Origin of the sequence: Streptomyces iranensis (genome assembly GCF_017874715.1) — a bacterium.
GTDB classification, from domain to species: domain Bacteria; phylum Actinomycetota; class Actinomycetes; order Streptomycetales; family Streptomycetaceae; genus Streptomyces; species Streptomyces iranensis.
This window is the reverse complement of the sequence record NZ_JAGGLR010000017.1, coordinates 149,933-166,918: the sequence shown is the minus strand read 5'-3', so window position 1 is coordinate 166,918 and position 16,986 is coordinate 149,933. Positions and strand designations below refer to the sequence as shown.

General features: G+C 70.1%; 14 protein-coding genes, 3 tRNA genes and 2 pseudogenes. 13 read left to right on the top strand and 6 right to left on the bottom strand.

Annotated elements, in window-relative coordinates; translation table 11 throughout:
* Window positions 1-141: 141 nt before the first annotated feature.
* From J2Z30_RS29665 to J2Z30_RS29645, 5 genes are all read left to right on the top strand, one after another.
* Window positions 142-999 carry a sirohydrochlorin chelatase gene (locus J2Z30_RS29665; protein ID WP_078956899.1) on the top strand — a complete coding sequence of 286 codons (858 nt, stop codon included), beginning with the start codon at window positions 142-144 and terminating at the stop codon, window positions 997-999.
* Complete coding sequence (locus J2Z30_RS29660; RefSeq protein WP_078956900.1) at window positions 996-2,423, top strand: deoxyguanosinetriphosphate triphosphohydrolase; 1,428 nt, start codon at window positions 996-998, stop codon at window positions 2,421-2,423. The genes J2Z30_RS29665 and J2Z30_RS29660 overlap by 4 nt, the downstream gene beginning before the upstream one ends.
* Window positions 2,424-2,678: 255 nt before the next feature.
* The gene (locus J2Z30_RS29655; RefSeq protein ID WP_044575764.1) at window positions 2,679-3,974 is read left to right on the top strand and encodes an NAD(P)/FAD-dependent oxidoreductase; all 1,296 of its coding nucleotides are present in this window, start codon (window positions 2,679-2,681) and stop codon (window positions 3,972-3,974) included.
* Window positions 3,975-4,077: 103 nt separating this feature from the next.
* On the top strand, window positions 4,078-6,021 hold the full coding sequence (gene dnaG / locus J2Z30_RS29650) for a DNA primase (protein ID WP_044575767.1): 1,944 nt from the start codon (window positions 4,078-4,080) through the stop codon (window positions 6,019-6,021).
* A gap of 480 nt (window positions 6,022-6,501) precedes the next feature.
* Entirely contained in the window at window positions 6,502-7,674 is a 1,173-nt protein-coding gene (locus tag J2Z30_RS29645) for an RNA polymerase sigma factor (protein WP_245388603.1), read from the top strand.
* Window positions 7,675-7,731: 57 nt separating this feature from the next.
* On the opposite strand, the gene J2Z30_RS29640 is transcribed toward J2Z30_RS29645, so the two are convergent.
* Together J2Z30_RS29640 and J2Z30_RS29635 are read right to left on the bottom strand one after the other, a co-directional pair.
* Window positions 7,732-9,306 (bottom strand): FGGY family carbohydrate kinase, encoded by a 1,575-nt coding sequence (locus J2Z30_RS29640; RefSeq protein WP_044575770.1) that lies wholly within the window; start codon window positions 9,304-9,306, stop codon window positions 7,732-7,734.
* Window positions 9,307-9,331: 25 nt separating this feature from the next.
* A complete protein-coding gene (locus tag J2Z30_RS29635; protein WP_020871515.1) occupies window positions 9,332-9,601 on the bottom strand; it encodes a hypothetical protein in 270 nt (89 codons plus the stop codon).
* A gap of 247 nt (window positions 9,602-9,848) precedes the next feature.
* On the opposite strand from J2Z30_RS29635, the gene J2Z30_RS29630 reads away from it, so the two are divergent.
* From J2Z30_RS29630 to J2Z30_RS29620, 3 genes are all read left to right on the top strand, one after another.
* Window positions 9,849-9,921: transfer RNA gene (locus J2Z30_RS29630), tRNA-Asn, on the top strand.
* 5 nt (window positions 9,922-9,926) lie between these two features.
* Window positions 9,927-9,999: transfer RNA gene (locus J2Z30_RS29625), tRNA-Asn, on the top strand.
* 174 nt (window positions 10,000-10,173) lie between these two features.
* A tRNA-Ile gene (locus tag J2Z30_RS29620) sits at window positions 10,174-10,250 on the top strand.
* 148 nt (window positions 10,251-10,398) lie between these two features.
* Here the strand turns inward: J2Z30_RS29620 and J2Z30_RS29615 are convergent.
* Window positions 10,399-11,298 (bottom strand): tyrosine-type recombinase/integrase, encoded by a 900-nt coding sequence (locus J2Z30_RS29615; protein ID WP_052701598.1) that lies wholly within the window; start codon window positions 11,296-11,298, stop codon window positions 10,399-10,401.
* A gap of 232 nt (window positions 11,299-11,530) precedes the next feature.
* On the opposite strand from J2Z30_RS29615, the pseudogene J2Z30_RS29610 reads away from it, so the two are divergent.
* Together J2Z30_RS29610 and J2Z30_RS29605 are read left to right on the top strand one after the other, a co-directional pair.
* Window positions 11,531-11,671 (top strand): annotated as a pseudogene (locus J2Z30_RS29610) (IS30 family transposase); the annotation flags it as partial.
* Between the two features lie 172 nt (window positions 11,672-11,843).
* Entirely contained in the window at window positions 11,844-12,668 is an 825-nt protein-coding gene (locus J2Z30_RS29605) for a hypothetical protein (protein ID WP_209468898.1), read from the top strand.
* Between the two features lie 63 nt (window positions 12,669-12,731).
* On the opposite strand, the pseudogene J2Z30_RS49955 reads toward J2Z30_RS29605, so the two are convergent.
* Window positions 12,732-12,893 (bottom strand): annotated as a pseudogene (locus J2Z30_RS49955) (IS30 family transposase); the annotation flags it as partial.
* Between the two features lie 98 nt (window positions 12,894-12,991).
* On the opposite strand from J2Z30_RS49955, the gene J2Z30_RS29600 reads away from it, so the two are divergent.
* Window positions 12,992-13,561 (top strand): hypothetical protein, encoded by a 570-nt coding sequence (locus tag J2Z30_RS29600; protein WP_209468897.1) that lies wholly within the window; start codon window positions 12,992-12,994, stop codon window positions 13,559-13,561.
* 49 nt (window positions 13,562-13,610) lie between these two features.
* On the opposite strand, the gene J2Z30_RS29595 is transcribed toward J2Z30_RS29600, so the two are convergent.
* A complete protein-coding gene (locus J2Z30_RS29595; RefSeq protein WP_209468896.1) occupies window positions 13,611-14,030 on the bottom strand; it encodes a DUF6907 domain-containing protein in 420 nt (139 codons plus the stop codon).
* A gap of 571 nt (window positions 14,031-14,601) precedes the next feature.
* Between J2Z30_RS29595 and J2Z30_RS29590 the strand changes: the two genes are divergently transcribed.
* Window positions 14,602-15,111 carry a hypothetical protein gene (locus tag J2Z30_RS29590; RefSeq protein ID WP_245388571.1) on the top strand — a complete coding sequence of 170 codons (510 nt, stop codon included), beginning with the start codon at window positions 14,602-14,604 and terminating at the stop codon, window positions 15,109-15,111.
* Window positions 15,112-15,391: 280 nt separating this feature from the next.
* Here the strand turns inward: J2Z30_RS29590 and J2Z30_RS29585 are convergent, their stop codons facing one another.
* On the bottom strand, window positions 15,392-15,559 hold the full coding sequence (locus tag J2Z30_RS29585) for a hypothetical protein (protein WP_209468895.1): 168 nt from the start codon (window positions 15,557-15,559) through the stop codon (window positions 15,392-15,394).
* 871 nt (window positions 15,560-16,430) lie between these two features.
* On the opposite strand from J2Z30_RS29585, the gene J2Z30_RS29580 reads away from it, so the two are divergent.
* Window positions 16,431-16,904 carry a hypothetical protein gene (locus tag J2Z30_RS29580; protein WP_044575785.1) on the top strand — a complete coding sequence of 158 codons (474 nt, stop codon included), beginning with the start codon at window positions 16,431-16,433 and terminating at the stop codon, window positions 16,902-16,904.
* Window positions 16,905-16,986 lie beyond the last annotated feature (82 nt).

Genomic DNA, 16,986 nt, shown 5'->3' with positions numbered 1-16,986 from the left:
CGCAATGGCGGTGCAATCTGCCGCTGCCAGGCTCTCGCCATGACGCCCCACCCCGCTCCTTCCGGTCCACCTGGCCCTTATGGCTCTTATGGCTCTCATCGTGCCGACGGCACGGCGGACTTCGACAGTACCCAGCAGATCATGACCCGGTTCACCGCCCAGCTCACCACCCAGCTCGACCGGCTGGGCCCCCACGGCGTCCCCCACGGCGTCCCCCACGGCGTCCCCGGGGGCGGCCGCGACCGCCCGCCGACGCTCGTCGCCGTCGCCCACGGCAGCCGGGACCCCGAGGCGCTGCGCACCGTGAACGCCCTCCTGGACCGCGTCCGCGCGCTCCGCCCCGGGCTGCCCGTACGCCTCGGCCATATCGAGCTCAACCGGCCGCTGCTGACCGACACACTGGCCGCGCTGCGCGGCGAGGCGGTGCTCGTCCCGCTGCTGCTGAGCCGCGGCCACCACATCAAACAGGACATCCCGGACGCCGTCGCCGCCGCGCCCCACCTCACCGCCCGGATCGCCGCCCCGCTCGGCCCGGACCCGCTGCTCGCCGAGGCACTGCACGCCCGGCTGGCCGAGGCGGGCCGACGCGCCGCGGTTCCGCACAGGACGGGCGGCGTCCTCCTCGCCGCGGGCGGTGTCGTCCTCGCCGCCGCGGGCTCCCGTGACCCGGACGCGGCCGTCGACACGGCCCGTACCGCCGCCCTGCTCAGCGCCCGGCTCGGCGGGGTGCCCGTGCTGCCCGGCCACGCCTCCGGCTCCGGCCCCACCGTGCCCGAGGCCGTACGCGCCCTGACCGCGCTCGGCCACGGCCGGATCGCGGTCGCCTCCTACTTCACCGCGCCCGGCCGCTTCGCGGTCCAGTGCGCGAGCGCCGCCCCCGGGCTCGCGGCCGCCCCGCTCGGCGCCCATCCGGCGGTGGCGCGTCTCGTACTGCGCCGTTACGAACAGGCGCTGGCCTCTGCGCCCTTGTCACACCCGGCGGCTACCGTCGGTGTATGAGTCCCAGCGCACCCCCTGAACCGGAACCGGATCCGGCCGACTCGGCCGGTGTCCCTTCGACCGGTGTCCCTTCGGCCGGTGCCGCCTCAACCGGTGCCGCCTCGACCGGTGCCCCCGAGGCCGGCCCCCGCCGCGTCCCCGGCTATGCCGCGGCGGACCTCGAGCGCTGGGCGCCCGAGCCCGACAAGCGGCCGGGCCGGACCGCCTTCCAGCGGGACCGGGCGCGGGTGCTGCACTCCGCCGCGCTGCGCAGACTGGCCGGGAAGACCCAGGTGGTGCCCGCCGCACCGGCCGCCGACCCCGGACCGGCCGGGCGCGCCCCGGCCTTCGACGCCACGCCCCGCACCCGGCTGACCCACTCCCTGGAGTGCGCCCAGGTGGGCCGCGAGCTGGGAGCCGCCCTCGGCTGCGACCCGGATCTGGTGGAGACCGCCTGTCTCGCCCATGACCTCGGCCATCCGCCGTTCGGGCACAACGGCGAGCGGGTGCTCAACGAGATCGCCGAGCCCTGCGGCGGCTTCGAGGGAAACGCGCAGTCGCTGCGGCTGCTGGCCCGGCTGGAGCCGAAGCGGTTCGTGCCCGACCGGGGCACCGGCGAGCCGGTGAGCGTCGGGCTCAACCTCACCCGCGCCGCGCTGGATGCCGCCACCAAGTACCCCTGGCCGCGCGGCGGCCATCCGCACAGCCCCCGCTCCCCGAAGTTCGGGGTCTACGAGGACGACGTCCCGATCTTCGAGTGGTACCGGCAGGGCGCCCCCGAGGGCCGTACGACGTTCGAGGCCCAGGTCATGGACTGGTCCGACGATGTCGCCTACTCCGTCCACGACGTCGAGGACGGGCTGCACGCGGGCCATCTGAAACCCGCGAGCCTGCTCGCCGAGCCCGAGCGCCACGAGGTCTTCGCCGTCGCCGCCGCCCGCTACGCCCCGGGGGCCGAGCCCGACGAGCTGGCCGAGGCCCTGGACCGGCTGCTGGGCCAGGAGTGGTGGCCGCACGGCTACGACGGCTCGTCCGTCGCCCAGGCCCGCCTCAAGGACGCCACCAGCCAGCTCATCGGCCGTTTCTGCCTGGCCGCCGAGGGCGCCACCCGCGCGGCGTACGGCGCGGGCCGCTTCACCCGCTACCACGCCGAGCTGGTCGTCCCCCGCGCCACCCACCTGGAATGCGCGGTCCTCAAGGCGGTCGCCGACCGGTATGTGATCCAGCGCGCCGACCAGGAGCTGGTCCGCGCCGATCAGCGCGTGGTCATCGCCGAGCTGGGCGAGGCCCTGATCGCCCGCGCCCCCGACGGCCTGGACCCCCAGTTCCGCGCGCTCTTCGACGCGGCCGGGGACGACCGGGGCCGGCTGCGGGCCATCGTCGACCAGATCGCCTCCCTGACCGACACCTCGGCCCGGGGGCTCCATGCCCGGCTCACCGGTTGAAGCCGGAAGCCGCCCGCCGGATACGGCTTGCGCGCACACATACGGCCTACCGGCCCTTCCGGACGCACGCGCGGTGCGGGAGGCTCCCCTGTGACACAGCTTTCGGCACATCCTCTCGGCACGGCTTTCTCGGCACGGCATTCAGGACGACTTTCGGAGCGCACGACCTGACACGACCGGGGTAAGGCACTCATAGAGGAACTGCTCGGCCATAGAGGAACTGCTCGGCACCGCTCGGCAGCGAGGAGGACACAAGTGGTGGACGCACACCAGACATTCGTCATCGTCGGAGGGGGCCTGGCCGGGGCGAAAGCCGCGGAAACCCTTCGAGCGGAGGGATTCACCGGGCGAGTGATCCTCATCGGTGACGAACGCGACCACCCCTATGAACGGCCCCCGCTCTCCAAGGGCTTCCTCACCGGCAGCCAGGAGCGCGACAGCGTCTTCGTCCACGAGCCCGCCTGGTACGCCCAGTCCGATATCGAGCTCCACCTCGGCCTGCCCGCCGTCCACCTGGACCGCGCCGCCAAGGCCGTGACCCTGGGCGACGGCACCCGGGTCCACTACGACCGGCTGCTGCTGGCCACCGGCGCCGAGCCGCGCCGCCTGGACATCCCCGGCACCGATCTGGCCGGGGTCCACCATCTGCGCCGGCTCGCCCACGCCGAGCGGCTCAAGGGCGTCCTCACCACCCTCGGCCGGGACAACGGCCAGCTGGTCATCGCGGGCGCGGGCTGGATCGGTCTCGAGGTCGCGGCCGCCGCCCGTGGCTACGGCGCCGAGGTGACCATCGTCGAGCCCGAGCCCACCCCGCTCCATCCCGTGCTCGGCCCCGAGCTGGGCGCCCTCTTCGCCGACCTCCACGGCGAGCACGGCGTCCGCTTCCACTTCGGCGCCCGCCTCACCGAGATCACCGGACAGGACGGCATGGTGCTGGCCGCCCTCACCGACGACGGCGAGGAGCACCCCGCCCACAGCGTGCTGGCCGCCATCGGCGCCGCCCCGCGCACCGCCCTCGCCGAGGCCGCGGGCCTGGAGGTGGTGGACCGCGCGGCGGGCGGCGGTATCGCGGTCGACGCCTCGCTGCGCACCAGCGACCCGGACGTCTTCGCGGCGGGCGACGTGGCCTCCGCCCCGCTCGCGTTCCTCGAGGGCACCCCCGTACGGGCCGCGCTCCCGCCGAGCGCCCGGCTGCGCGTCGAGCACTGGGCCAACGCGCTGAACGGCGGCCCGGCGGCGGCCCGCGCCATGCTCGGCCAGGACGTCACGTACGACCGGGTGCCGTACTTCTTCTCCGACCAGTACGACGTCGGCCTGGAGTACTCCGGCTACGCCCCGCCCGGCAGTTACGACCAGGTGCTGGTGCGCGGCGACGTCGGCAAGCGGCAGTTCATCGCGTTCTGGCTGAACGACGGCCGCCTGCTCGCGGGCATGAACGTCAACGTCTGGGACGTCACCGAATCGATCCAACGGCTCATCCGCGGCGGGCGGCAGCTCGACCCGGCGGCCCTGGCCGACCCGGCCGTCCCGCTCACCTCGCTCCTCCCGTAGACCCTCAGGCACTCAGGCCCTCAGGCGCCCTCAGATCCTTCGGAACACCGGGGTCCGGCAGGCGGCGGACAGCCGTGTCGGACCCCGGCCGTAGAATTCGGGCGTGGCAGGCAGGATCAACGATGACGACGTGAAGGCGGTACGGGCCGCGGTCCCGATCGACGCCGTCGTATCCGAATACCTCCAGCTGCGGAACGCGGGGGGTGGCAATCTCAAGGGCCTGTGCCCCTTCCACGACGAGAAGTCCCCGTCCTTCCAGGTCAGCCCCAGCAAGGGGCTCTACTACTGCTTCGGCTGCCAGGAGGGCGGCGACACGGTCGACTTCATCATGAAGATCGACCACCTCTCCTTCGCCGAGACCATCGAGCGGCTGGCCTCCCAGTCCGGGATCACCCTGCGCTACGAGGAGGGGGGCTACACCCCTGGCCGCCAGCAGGGCGAGCGCACCCGGCTGGTCGAGGCCCACAAGGCGGCCGCGCAGTTCTACGTGGAGCAGCTGGACCGCCCCGAGGCGGAGATCGGCCGGAAGTTCCTCGCCGAGCGCGGCTTCGACCAGGCCGCCGCCCAGCACTTCGGTGTCGGCTACAGCCCGGCGGGCTGGGACCACCTGGTCCGCTTTCTTCGCGGCCGCGGCTTCACCGACCAGGAGCTGATCCTCTCCGGACTCGCCCAGGAGAGCCGCCGCAATCCGATCGACCGCTTCCGGGGCCGGCTGATGTGGCCGATCCGGGACATCTCCGGTGAGGTCGTCGGCTTCGGTGCCCGCAAGCTCCGCGAGGACGACAACGGCCCGAAGTACCTCAACACCCCGGAGACCCCGCTCTACAAGAAGTCCCAGGTCCTGTACGGCATCGACCTCGCGAAGAGGGACATCGCCAAGTCCAGCCGCGCGGTGGTGGTCGAGGGCTATACGGACGTCATGGCCTGCCATCTCGCGGGGGTCACCACCGCCATCGCCACCTGCGGCACCTCCTTCGGCGGCGACCACATCAAGATCCTCCGACGGCTGCTGATGGATAACTCGGGCGCGGAGGTGATCTTCACCTTCGACGGCGACGCGGCCGGGCAGAAGGCGGCGCTGCGCGCCTTCGAGGACGACCAGAAGTTCGCCGCCGAGACCTACATCGCGATCACCCCGGGCGGGATGGACCCCTGCGAGCTGCGGCTCGCGGAGGGCGACGACGCCGTCAAGTCGCTGGTTGAGAGCCGCACCCAGCTGTTCGAGTTCGCCATCCGGCAGATCATCGCGCGCCACAACCTGGACACGGCGGTGGGGCGCGCCGCCGCGCTGGAGGAGGCGGCGCCCGTCGTCGCCGGGATCAAGAACAGCTCCATCCAGCACGAGTCGGCGGTCCACCTCGCGGGTCTGCTCGGCATCCTCGACACCCAGTTCGTCGTGCGGCGCGTCTCGCAGCTGGCCCGCTGGGCGCGGGAACGCGGCCGCGGCGCGGGCGGCGACCAGCGCGGCCGGGGCGACCAGCGCGGCGGTCCCGGGGGCGACGGACCGCGGCAGCGCCACCGGGGCGGCCCGGAGGCCCAGGGCGCCCCGGTGCCCCCGCGCGGACCCGCCCTGAATCTGCGCAGCCCCGCCCATCGCGTCGAGCGCGAGCTGCTCAAGCTGGCGCTGCAACACCCCCATCTGGTCTCCCCGGCCTTCGACGCCTACGGCATCGACGAGTTCACCGCCCCGCCGTACGCGGCGGTGCGCCGCGCCATCGAGGACGCGGGCGGCGCGGCCGCCGCGGACGACGACTATCTCGCCCGGGTCCGGGAGGTGGCGCCCGACGACACGGTCCGGGCGATGGTCACCGAGCTCGCCGTCGAGCCGCCGCACACCCGCCGCGACCCGGACGAGGTGTACGCGGGCGTGCAGTTGGTGGCCGTCCGGCTGGCCGCGGTGAACCACCGCGTGACCGAGGTGCGTGGCGCCCTCCAGCGCCTGGGGCAGCACGCCGACCCCGCCCACCTCGCCGCCGTGCAGAACGAGCTGTGGGTGCTGCAGCAGTACGGCCAGTCCCTCCGGGACCGGGGCGCGGCAGCGCTGTAGGACGAGCGGGCGCTCAGGTCGGGCGGCTCGGGGCGGGCTCGGGCGGACCGGGGCGGCAGGGGCGGCCGGGGGCGGCGAGGGCCGGTGGATGGGTTCCGGCCAGCACGTTCGTGCTCCGGCGGGCGGGCCGGAGGGCTCGCTGTAGTCGCCGGGTAGTCGTACGGTCACGGGCCGCTGAGCAAAAAGTGCCCGCACGCCCCTCGTGGCGGGCCTGTGTCGTACTCCACACTGGGATGCGGTGCCTGAGTCCTCGGAGCGCGGCGGTGTTGGCCGGGTAGGGCCGGAATCCCCCGCAGAGTCGCTCAAGATGTACGGGACGGACGGCGGCGCGGCCGCCGTGCCGTACCCGATCGTTCTGCCCCCTCAGCAGCGATCACCCTGGAGGTCGCCCCCGTGCAGACCCAGACCCTCACCGACGCGGCCCTCGCGGCGCACCCCGTGTCCCCCCACTCGCCCCGCGCCACAGCGGTAGCGCCGGCCATGCCCGAGGACTCGGCGGACCTCGCCCCGGAAGGCGTGCCGGATACCGGCCAGGACGCCGCACCGGGCCCCACGGCCGAGCTCGCCCCCGACACCGCCCCGGCCCCCGCGCCCGACGGCGCCGCCCCCGAAGCGGAACCCGCAGAGCCCGCAGAGCCCGCCGAGTCCGCCGAGTCCGAAGAGCCCGCCGAGCCTGTCGACCCGGTCGAGGCCGTGGAGCCCGTCGAACCGATCGAGCCGCCCGCCCGCGCCGACACCAGCGGCCCGTCCGCCGACCTCTTCCGCCAGTACCTCCGTGAGATCGGGCGGATTCCGCTGCTCTCCGCGGTCGAGGAGGTCGAGCTGGCCCGCCGGGTCGAGGCGGGCCTCTTCGCCGAGGAGAAGCTCGGCAACACCCCCAACCTCGACACCCAACTCGCCCTGGATCTGGACCGGTTGGTGGTCCTGGGCCGGATGGCCAAGCGCCGGCTGATCGAGGCCAACCTCCGCCTCGTCGTCTCCGTCGCCAAGCGCTACGTCGGCCGCGGCCTGACCATGCTCGACCTGGTCCAGGAGGGCAACCTCGGCCTGATCCGCGCGGTCGAGAAGTTCGACTACGCCCGCGGCTACAAGTTCTCGACGTACGCCACCTGGTGGATCCGCCAGGCCATGTCCCGCGCCCTGGCCGACCAGGCCCGGACGATCCGGGTCCCGGTGCATGTCGTCGAGCTGATCAACCGGGTGGTCCGGGTCCAGCGCCGGATGCTCCAGGAGCGCGGCTACGAACCCACCCCTGAGGAGGTCGCCGCCCATCTCGACCTGCTCCCGGAGCGGGTGAGCGAGGTGCTGCGGCTGGCCCAGGAGCCGGTGTCGCTCCACGCGCCGGTGGGCGAGGAGGACGATGTCGCCCTCGGCGACCTCATCGAGGACGGCGACGCGGCCTCACCCGTGGAGTCCGCGGCCTTCCTGCTGCTCCGCGAGCACCTGGAGGCCGTGCTGTCGACGCTCGGCGAGCGCGAACGCAAGGTGGTGCAGCTGCGGTACGGACTGGCCGACGGCCGCCCCCGCACGCTGGAGGAGATCGGCCGGATCTTCGGGGTGACCCGGGAGCGGATCCGCCAGATCGAGTCGAAGACGCTCAACAAGCTTCGCGACCACGCCTTCGCCGATCAGCTGCGGGGCTATCTGGACTAGCGCCGACCCTGCCCGCGCAGGCCGGACCGAGACCCGCCCGGCCCGGATCCCACGGCCTCACATGGCCCCGTACCCACCGGCCTCGTACCCACCGGCCCCGTACCCACCGGCCTCGTACCCACCGGCCCCATACCCGTCGGCCGTCCCATGGCCTGCGGCCTCCGGGGCTCCCGGCTCGACGGCCCCGGACCCCAAGGCCTCCGGCTCGAACGCCCCGGGGTGGATCTGCTCCCGCACCGCCACGTACTGCTGCCGCACCGACTGCCCCACCGGCAGGTCATCGCCCGGCTCGAAGACCTGGCTCGCCGCGGCCGGCCAGCGCGGCGGCTCATGCGGCGAGTGGGTGCCGTGCGAGACGCCCAGCGCCCACGCGGCCTGCCGGGCCGCGCCCAGCGCGGCGTAGTCGGCGGGCTGGACCACCACGACCTGCGCGCCCAGCACCGCGGGCGCGATCGCGCGGACGGCCTGGAGGTCGGCCGCGGGCCCGAGCAGGAAGACGCGCCGCACCTGGACGCCGCGCCCGCGCAGCACGTCCAGCGCGTCCGCGAGCCCGCACAGCATCCCCTCGAACGCGGCCCGCGCCAGATGCTCGGGCTTCATCGACTCGCGCCGCAGCCCGGTCAGCGTCCCGGCGGTATGCGGCAGGTGCGGGGTCCGCTCGCCCTCCAGATACGGCAGCAGCACCAGCCCGTACGACCCCGGGGTGGACTTCATCGCGAGCGCGGAGAGCCCCTCGAGATCCGTGCCGAGCAATTCCGCCGTACCGCGTAGCGCCCGTACCGCGTTGAGCGTATGGACCACCGGTAGATGCATGCCGGTGGCGTCTGCGTACGACAGGATCGTGCCGGTCGGATCGGCCAGTGCCTCATGGTGGACGGAGAAGACCGAGCCGGAGGCGCCCAGGGAGATCACCGCGTCGCCGACCCCGACCCCGAGCCCGAAGGCGGCGGCCATGGTCTCGCCCGTACCGGCGGAGATCAGCAGCCCCTCGGGGGTGTGCCCGGCGGCGTCGGCCGGGCCGATGACCTCCGGCAGCCGCACCTGGTGACCGAGGGCCAGCTGGACCAGGTCGGGGCGCCAGGACCCGGTCGCCGCCGACCAGTAGCCGCTGCTGGAGGCCGTACCGCGGTCGGTCGTACGCCGCACCGGCCGCCCCAGCAACTGCCACACCAGCCAGTCGTGCGGCTGCATCAGCTCGGCCACGCGGTGCGCCGCGTCCGGCTCGTTCCGCGTCAGCCAGCGCAGCTTGGCCACCGGCTGCGAGGCGGTCGGCACGGCGCCGACCGCCTGGGCCCAGGCCGTGCGGCCGCCGAGCGCCTCGGTGAGGTCGGCGGCCGCGGACTGGGCGCGCTTGTCGTTGCCCACCAGCGCGGGGCGCACCAGCACCCCGCCCGCGTCCAGCGCCAGCAGCCCGTGCTGCTGCGCCGAGACGCCGATGGCCTGGACCCCCTCGAGCAGCCCGCCCTCGGCGGCCTCGCCGAGGGACATCAGCCACGCCTGCGGGTCCACATCGCCGCTGCCGCCGACCGGATGCGGGGCATACCCCTGTTTGATCACGGCACCCGTATCGCTGTCACAGACGACGATTCGTGTGCTCTCGGACGAACTGTCCAACCCGGCGACTATCCCCATGGATCAGATCATGCCACCGCCGGGTCTAGGTGTTGCTGGTGCCCCAGTCGTCCTCGCCCACCGCGCGGGGGTCGCGCTGCCCGATCTTCTCGCGCAGCGGCCGGACCTTGTCCAGCGCCCGCACGGCGGCATGCCGACCTCCTTGCGCGGCCGATTCGGCGGTATTGCGGACGGCCGGGTTCCGTGCGAACTTCTGCGCGCACGCGCGCAACTGCTCGTACCGCTGGCGGCCGGCTCGCGTGCCCAGTACGTAACCCACAGCCATCCCGGTGATGAACGTCAGCCGGTAGCGCATCGACCTGCCCTTCTCGCTGTCCTTCACATCTGGACCCCGGGGTCGTGCCGCACGTCTACCCGCCCGCGCCGCAGATCACCCACGATCATCCAGAAGATCATCCCTGGAACGGCGGAGGTTCGCCCGAGGGCGGACGCGGCGAACCGATTGGCGGAGCACCCCCCTGCTTGCGCTAATGTATGTGTCGCAGCGAGCGCACGCCGTCCGGGAGATCCGGGCGGGGCCACGGTCGCGGCACATGGAGCAATCCCCTGTAGCTCAATTGGCAGAGCAGCCGGCTGTTAACCGGCAGGTTACTGGTTCGAGTCCAGTCGGGGGAGCTCGGTCCCCTGTAGCTCAATTGGCAGAGCATTCGGCTGTTAACCGGAGGGTTACTGGTTCGAGTCCAGTCGGGGGAGCAGTGAGGAGGACCCCTTGTGGGGTCCTTTTTCATTTCCGGCCCCCTCCGGACGTGATCTACGTCATGATCGCAGCCAGGGGGCCTCCCAGCATCGGCCCTCCGAAGCAGCAGATCGTATGAGCGGCTATGCTGCGGCAGACGGCGCGCGCAGATGTGTACGACGCGCCGTTACGGGGCGGTAGCTCAGCCGGTTAGAGCAGCGGACTCATAATCCGTCGGCCGTGGGTTCGAGTCCCACCCGCCCCACCAGGGCACTACGCGGGCAGACCCATCCTGACCTGCGCAGACATATGAACGGGAGTCGCCGCGCCGATGCGGGGGCTCCCGTTCATCCGTTCAGACCAAGATCCAGGGACCATACAGGGGCCCGGAGGGCGCCGGTTTGGCCGCGAACGGCCTACGCAGCCCCTTCTTGTTCGCTGGCCCCGGGACCACTCGGAGAGACGGGAACCCGAGTCCACCCGGCCAGTCCTGGCTCCTCCCCGCTGTCGATCACGAAGCGGGCGAGACGATGCAGGCGCTTCCCCGACTCTGGAAGATGCCCGCCGACCCTGGCCGCCGAAAGGATTTTCAGACTGGCCTCCTTGCAGCGGTCGCGCACCCACTGGATCGCGGCTTGGGCCGCCCTCTCCTGGCTGGCGGCAGATGTCTTGATCCTTCCGAGAGGGCGGTCGCTGTGCCGGGCCTTCACGCTGATCGTCCAGGCGCCATCTCGGGCCCGGACGGCGTCGGCGTGGACGACGATCATGCCGTCATCGAAGAGCTTCTGCGGAAGTTCGAGCTGCCTCAGCACGTCGTAGGGCACGCTGCGTGGAATCACGGATGTCATGGACTGGGTCTCGCGTCGTGCGAGCTCGGGAAGGACGCTGGTGTAGGTGTCAGAGGTGATCTGACGCGAGCTGTGTCCCAGCCGCTCCTGGACGACCTTGATGTCGTTTCCCTGAAGCAACGACAGGCTGGCAGAGATGTGCCGGAGGTCATGAAGGCGCACGGGAGGTAGGCCGGACAGCTCCACCAGGCGCTTGAAGCGGCGGCTCACCCAGTCCGGGTGGAGTCCTTCGCCGTTCTCGTGAGTGAAGAACCGGTCCGACGCGACCCAGGCTTTCGCAGAAGACCACTCCTCGCGCGCCTTGTCCCGCCTGGCTCGCCCTTGACCCAGTACTTCGGTCGATTCATCGCTCAGGTTCAGAGTGCGGACACTCTCGGCTTTGGGCGCTTCACCATACAGCCGGTAGGCCACTTCAACGATCTGGGCGGAGATGCGCAGCCAGAGAGCGGCGAGGTTGACTTCCTGCACTGGCAGGGCGCACATTTCGCCGCCGCCTGGCTGATCACGTCTGGCGCACGATGGTCGGCGACGAACGCCGCCACTCCCGAACGACGGGCCCAGGAGGACAACCGGGGGCGACTGCAGCATCCAGCGCGGTCGGCCCAACCCCGACGGCCGACTCTTCGGGCAAGTCACTTCCCGGACCCGCCGAAACCGAGCCTACGCCACCGCACCAGACACCTTGACAAACACAGAGGCACCCAAGGGCACCGACCATGCTCGCTACAGTCGCGAAGAGCTGGACACCGTGGCCGCCGAGCTGAACAGCCGACCACGCAAAACGCTCGGCTGGGAAACCCCAGCCGAGCGTCTCGCTAAGCTCCTGGCAACAGCCAGTTGATCACATGTGTTGCAACGACCTCTGGAATTCGCCACATGGTCGGGGGCCTTTTTGCTGCGCCGCCTGAGTCCTGCTCGCGTCGCCTACATCGGCCGGATCCCGTCGCGTCACCCCATGTCTCTGCGGGGAGCCTTTCACCGGCGAAACGCCGCTACCAGCAAGGGGGGAATGCGTGTTCGGAATTGGTGCTGTGCTCCAAGCTGTCGAGGGGTTGAAGAAGAAGCTCGACGGGTTACAGGACACCCTCACGACAGTGATCAAGCAAGGGCTCGACAACATCAAGACCAGCATCGACCAGATCGGCAGCGCCGCCCAGCGCACCAGCGATTCCGCAGGTGTCATCAGCCGCAGAGTCGACAACCTCCACACTGAGATCCAAACACTCCACACCGACATCGAACGACTCCGCAGCAGCTTCGAAACCACGGGGGCCGCAGCCGACAGCCGCGGCGACGACCGGCTCCTCCGCGAGATCACCGACCTGCGGGCCACCATCGAAGGTTGGCGAGCAGACATTGCAGAAGCCCGAGCCATCGCCGAAGCCAACCAGGCGCAGCAGCAGCCCGAACTAGCCACCCCTGAGCAAACCAGCATAGGCGACTTCGAAGAGCTCCTCGACCTCGCGGCTGGCGTCGCCTACGCCGAAATCTCCTGCCACCGCGACACTTGGGACTTCCTCGTCGCCCAATCCAGCCGCGGTGAACATTTCCGCCTGCCCGGGGCTGTCCGGGAAGAAGACTGTCTCATCGACGCGGACCTGTCCGGCCGCACCCTCATCGCCGTCCTCGATGCCCTCTGGCACACCCAGCGCAACTCCGACGTCGAACCAGGCACCCGACGCCTCGCAGCCAAGGTCTATGGGCGCATCGGCGACGCCCTCCGCAAAGTCGAAACCGACGGCAACATCGAACAGGGCCAGGGCGACAACGAGCAGCGCCCACCCGGCGTGACCCGCATCGTCATCGACGACCGGCCGCCAGCTGAAGCAAGCAGCTGAATCAGTCAAAGAGAAGCCTCCTAGCCGTGAGGCGCTTTCCAGATGTCGTCCTCAACACAGTGATCAACTGGCTGTGGCAAGGAGGTTAGCGAGACGCTCGGCTGGGGTTTCCCAGTCGAGCGTTTTGCGTGGGCGGCTGTCCAGCTCGGCGGCGACGGCGTCCAGGTCCTCGCGACGGTGCTGGGACTGGTCTGTGCGCTGGGGGAAGTACTGCCGCAGCAGGCCCCTGAACTGGGGTGTTGCAACGACCACTAGAACGGAAGTGATGAGTGGGGGGCTTCGCGTGATGTAGACGACTCCCAGCCCCTTCATAGGATCACTGCATGGATGGGGGACTTGCGGCGCTCTATGCGGGCGTCATCGGATTCGCTGGGGCTGTAATCGGCGCTGCAGTAGGCGGCCTCGCGAGTTATCGCGGAGCCCGGCGCAGCGCAGAAGTCGCAGCTCGCGCACTCGCCGATCAAGTAGCAGAGCAGGCGCGCAACGAGGAAGCCCACTGGTTACGACAGGAGCGGCGTCAGGCATACGGGCGAGTGCTCACAACTCAGGCAGCGTTCGAAGCGGCCCTTGCTGCACTGCGTAAGGGCGATAGGTCCACCGATTCCAAGGCTATCGTCGATGCCATGACAGCAGTGCGCCACCTGACGAACGCCTGTACGGAGATCAACCTGTTTGGGCCGAGCGGAGTAGCTCACGATGCTCTTGCGCTATCTGTTGCGGCCCAGAACCTGCTGGAGTCGGCTCTCGCACGCCACGGTATCGCTGCCGGACTCGCAACGGACCGCCGTGAAGTGGCCGCCGCAAGGTTCAGTGAATGGGAACAGGCCTGTGCCCAGGCACTCGGGCTCTTCATCAGATCAGCGCGGGCCGTCTTTCTCGGTGAATCACCTTGAAAACAGCCAGCCGGGCCGCCCGGTTGGTGGGCGGCCCGGCGCGCGTGTCCTAGTTCAGCACGTGCACGAGCCGACGAATCCGCTCGGCATGCGCCACCAACTGGTCGGCGAATGCCAGCCCGGCAGCGCCGTGGTACGCGTTGCACTCGCCGCTGCCGTCGGCGTCCACCGAGATGTACGCCTCACCGTTGTCGGCGAACGGCCACTGCGTGAGATGCGTGGTCAGGATCTGCTCGACACTGCCGTCGAACTGGCGCACCGGAAGCGTCGCCACCTCACCGTCGTGCGACAAGTCATCCAGATACGCCAGATCTTGGGCGGCGTGATCCACCACGCACCACGGTGGGCACTCGACCGCAACCCGCTGGCCCCGCACCACCGCAGCCACCAGGCGGATGGACGAAGGAGAGGCAGGGGTGAGGGTGGGCACAGGAGACTGCTGGGGCGGGATGTCGTGCAGTAGGCTCATATTGAGTTCCAATCTTCCACGGGTGAGCTGCTGATCAGCGAGGTGATGACTCGCTGGTTGCATAGGCCGGGCGGGTGATGACCGCCCGGCCTTCGCTTGCCTGGACCGTAATGGGCCGATGGCAATGAGACACAACATCTGCGTCGAAATTCGGCGACACGTAAAGCTTGACGGACCCGCGTTAGAGGCTCTCACGGATGCAACTTGCACGGTTGATGCAGGTCTCTCGGCTGCGGACTCTCGAAATGGCATATGCCCGGACCTGTGTAGAGGGCTGTGAGTGTGCAGAGGGTGGCGCTGCACGATGGCTGAAAGTACACGGCATGGACCGCGACTACCTGCCCCACCTGCCAGCGCCGCCGAGGAGGTCGGTGCCTGAACGCCTGCCAGGGCCACAAGCGCCCGGCGCTGGGCCTCGATGCGTAACGAAATACGAAACGAAAAGGCCCCGGATCGGGCGGGGCATTCTGTGCTTACTAGTCCGCGTGCCGCTGGATCCCGTCCATGTAGGCGTTGAGCCAGTCGTCGTCGGGTACCGCACCCGCCCGTTGCGGAGACCATCGGCGGCGTCATGCACTGGGACGGCGGCGTCTGGGCGAAGTGGCACCACGAGCTTCAGCGTCAGCGCGCCGCCGCGAACACCACGAACCCCCCGAAGCTCGACGGCGACCCCGAAGAGATGGTGGGCCCGGCCGAGGCGGCGAAGGTTTGCGGGTTCGCCGACTCCGCCACCGTCTCCCACTACGTCAAGAACCCGCCCGAGGCTTGGCCGACACCGGACAACTGGGACGAGTTCCCGACCCGTCGACGCCCGAAGTGGAAGCGCTGGAGGCTGTGGAAGTACGTCGCGGAGAGGAAAGGCCGCGGTCACGCCGGCGGACGACCGCAGGGCCGCCGCGGACTGGCCTACCCTTACCAAGGAGACGAGTGGCTGACCCTCGCGCGCCAGGCCATCGCGGCGAACCCCGGCGCGACGAACGCCGAACTGATCCCCCAGCTCCAGGAGCAGACGGAGAAGACCTACTCCCGCCCGACCTGGAACCTGATCCTCAAGTCCGCCCGCGAGCACCCCGAGGAGTGACCCGTGCCCGACTCCCGCTGTGCGCGCTGCGGCGGCCCGCTCGGTGAACGGCCCGCACATTCCCGGCTGACGGCTGACCGCGAGGTACCGATCTGCGCCACGTGCGGAACTGACGAAGCGGTTCGTGAAGCGGCAGGAAAGCCGCCGATCCCGTTTGGTGACTGGCCCATCCGGGCCAGCTGACTGCGTACGTCATGTCCTGGCCTCATGCCAAGGAGCAGAGTGAGGCGGGCCGCCGCGCCCGCCTCACTCGCGCACCGGGAGTTTGGTGGTGCGCGCCCTACCGGAGAAGCAGAGAGAACACGCCGAGGAACAGGGTCATCGTGGTGACGAACGCGCCTCCTCCCATGGTCAACGTGACCAAGAAGCCGCCCTTGGTGGCATAGAAGAGGAACGCCGTCGCAAGAGCGACCACGAGGGAGGAGAGCACGGCGATGACGACAAGCATCAGCCGGGTCCTGAAGTTCGGCAGCATGTGGGTCCGGACCCAATCCAACTCGCGGTGGTAGAGCCCGGGGCAAGGCAGCCTCAGCCCGACCACCTGACAACAGTGGCCATGAGCTGAGGACCCGCCGACGTTTCAGATCCACGCGGAGCCGACCCGCAACCACCGGCAACCTCCAAAGGAGTGATCGGTCTCCCAGCGTTGAGGTGTGTTCTCGGTGTGGGTTTCGCTCCCCCGGCACGTCGACCTCGGGAGAGCGGAGACCAGCAGTGGGCTTGCCATTCCCGCGGCCGCCTCGGCTCGTCTCTCTTGAGCGTGCCTATCGTGGCACGGTTGCGCTTTAATGTGCGGGCTCTCCGACGAAGTCCTACAGATGAACTGCGATCGAGCGGTGGACGGAGACTCCGCCGCTATCGCGGCCTTTCACGCCATGGTGTCGATCTTGGCCTGGCATGCAGCGCGCAGCATGTTCAACTGCGCGACAGCATCCCGGTATGGCGGTGCACCCGGGTTGGTGATCGCCTCCGTCACCAACGCCTCCAACGACTTCCGCGTTTCGGACGGGATGACGAAGGTCCCGCACTGGTGAAACCCAGTCTCCACCTTGTTGCGGAGCGTTCTGTTCAGCTCATCCCAGGCATCCTCGGCAGCGTCCTGAAGCTGCCTTCGATCCGCTACCGCGCCGCACGACAGCGCTGCCTCGACGTCAGCGCCGGGAACAGGGGGTGATTGGCGGCCCCGGAGAGAGAAGCGCGCAACACGGCTGGACTTGACACAGAACTTCTCGAATCAGACCGACTGGTGATGCCTCCGTGGGAGGATCCGGGCGCCGCCATCAGCGACTTCCTGGTGCGATCCAGGTCCTGCCCAAAGCGTGAAGCCCTCCCAGCGAACCCCGAACTTCTCGCGCTGCAACCCGGCCTGCGCGAACATCTCCCGCACCGATACGCACATCGAACGGGCCCGCGCTCAGATCGCCGAGCTCGACACCGACCACGACGACCCTCTCACTCCACACCCGCTGCGACGACGGCTCGAGCTGTGCCGCATCAGCTGCGAGAAGATCATTCACGAGCACCAGGCTGCACCAGACCCCAGGCCGGATCGACGGGATTCGCACATGACGACAGACCTCGCCATTCCGTCGGCCGGCACTGAACGGGAAGCAGCCGACATCGTCGACGACGTGACGCCGACGGCTGCGGTCATCGCGGAGACAGTCGGCCGTGTCCACACGATGGCTGCCTCGGCAGCCTCCGGGAAGCCGCGCGACGCAGCCGAGATCCAGGCACTCAGCGACGCCATGGTCCGGCTTCTCATCGGAACCCCGCTGCATTCCGACGGATAGCTGACCATCAAGTCCCTCGCCGCGGAAGCCGGCCTGAAGCGCAACAAGCTCACCCACAAGCACACCGGCCTGAAGGACCTCT

Bases quoted from the DNA above. Each gene is read 5' to 3' on its own strand.
- J2Z30_RS29665 (WP_078956899.1), top strand. From the start codon at position 142: ATGACCCGGTTCACCGCCCAGCTCACCACCCAGCTCGACCGGCTGGGC.
- J2Z30_RS29600 (WP_209468897.1), top strand. From the start codon at position 12,992: ATGGATGGGGGACTTGCGGCGCTCTATGCGGGCGTCATCGGATTCGCT.
- J2Z30_RS29585 (WP_209468895.1), bottom strand. From the start codon at position 15,559: ATGCTTGTCGTCATCGCCGTGCTCTCCTCCCTCGTGGTCGCTCTTGCG.
- J2Z30_RS29595 (WP_209468896.1), bottom strand. From the start codon at position 14,030: ATGAGCCTACTGCACGACATCCCGCCCCAGCAGTCTCCTGTGCCCACC.
- J2Z30_RS29645 (WP_245388603.1), top strand. From the start codon at position 6,502: ATGCCCGAGGACTCGGCGGACCTCGCCCCGGAAGGCGTGCCGGATACC.
- J2Z30_RS29660 (WP_078956900.1), top strand. From the start codon at position 996: ATGAGTCCCAGCGCACCCCCTGAACCGGAACCGGATCCGGCCGACTCG.
- J2Z30_RS29635 (WP_020871515.1), bottom strand. From the start codon at position 9,601: ATGCGCTACCGGCTGACGTTCATCACCGGGATGGCTGTGGGTTACGTA.
- J2Z30_RS29640 (WP_044575770.1), bottom strand. From the start codon at position 9,306: ATGGGGATAGTCGCCGGGTTGGACAGTTCGTCCGAGAGCACACGAATC.
- J2Z30_RS29590 (WP_245388571.1), top strand. From the start codon at position 14,602: ATGCACTGGGACGGCGGCGTCTGGGCGAAGTGGCACCACGAGCTTCAG.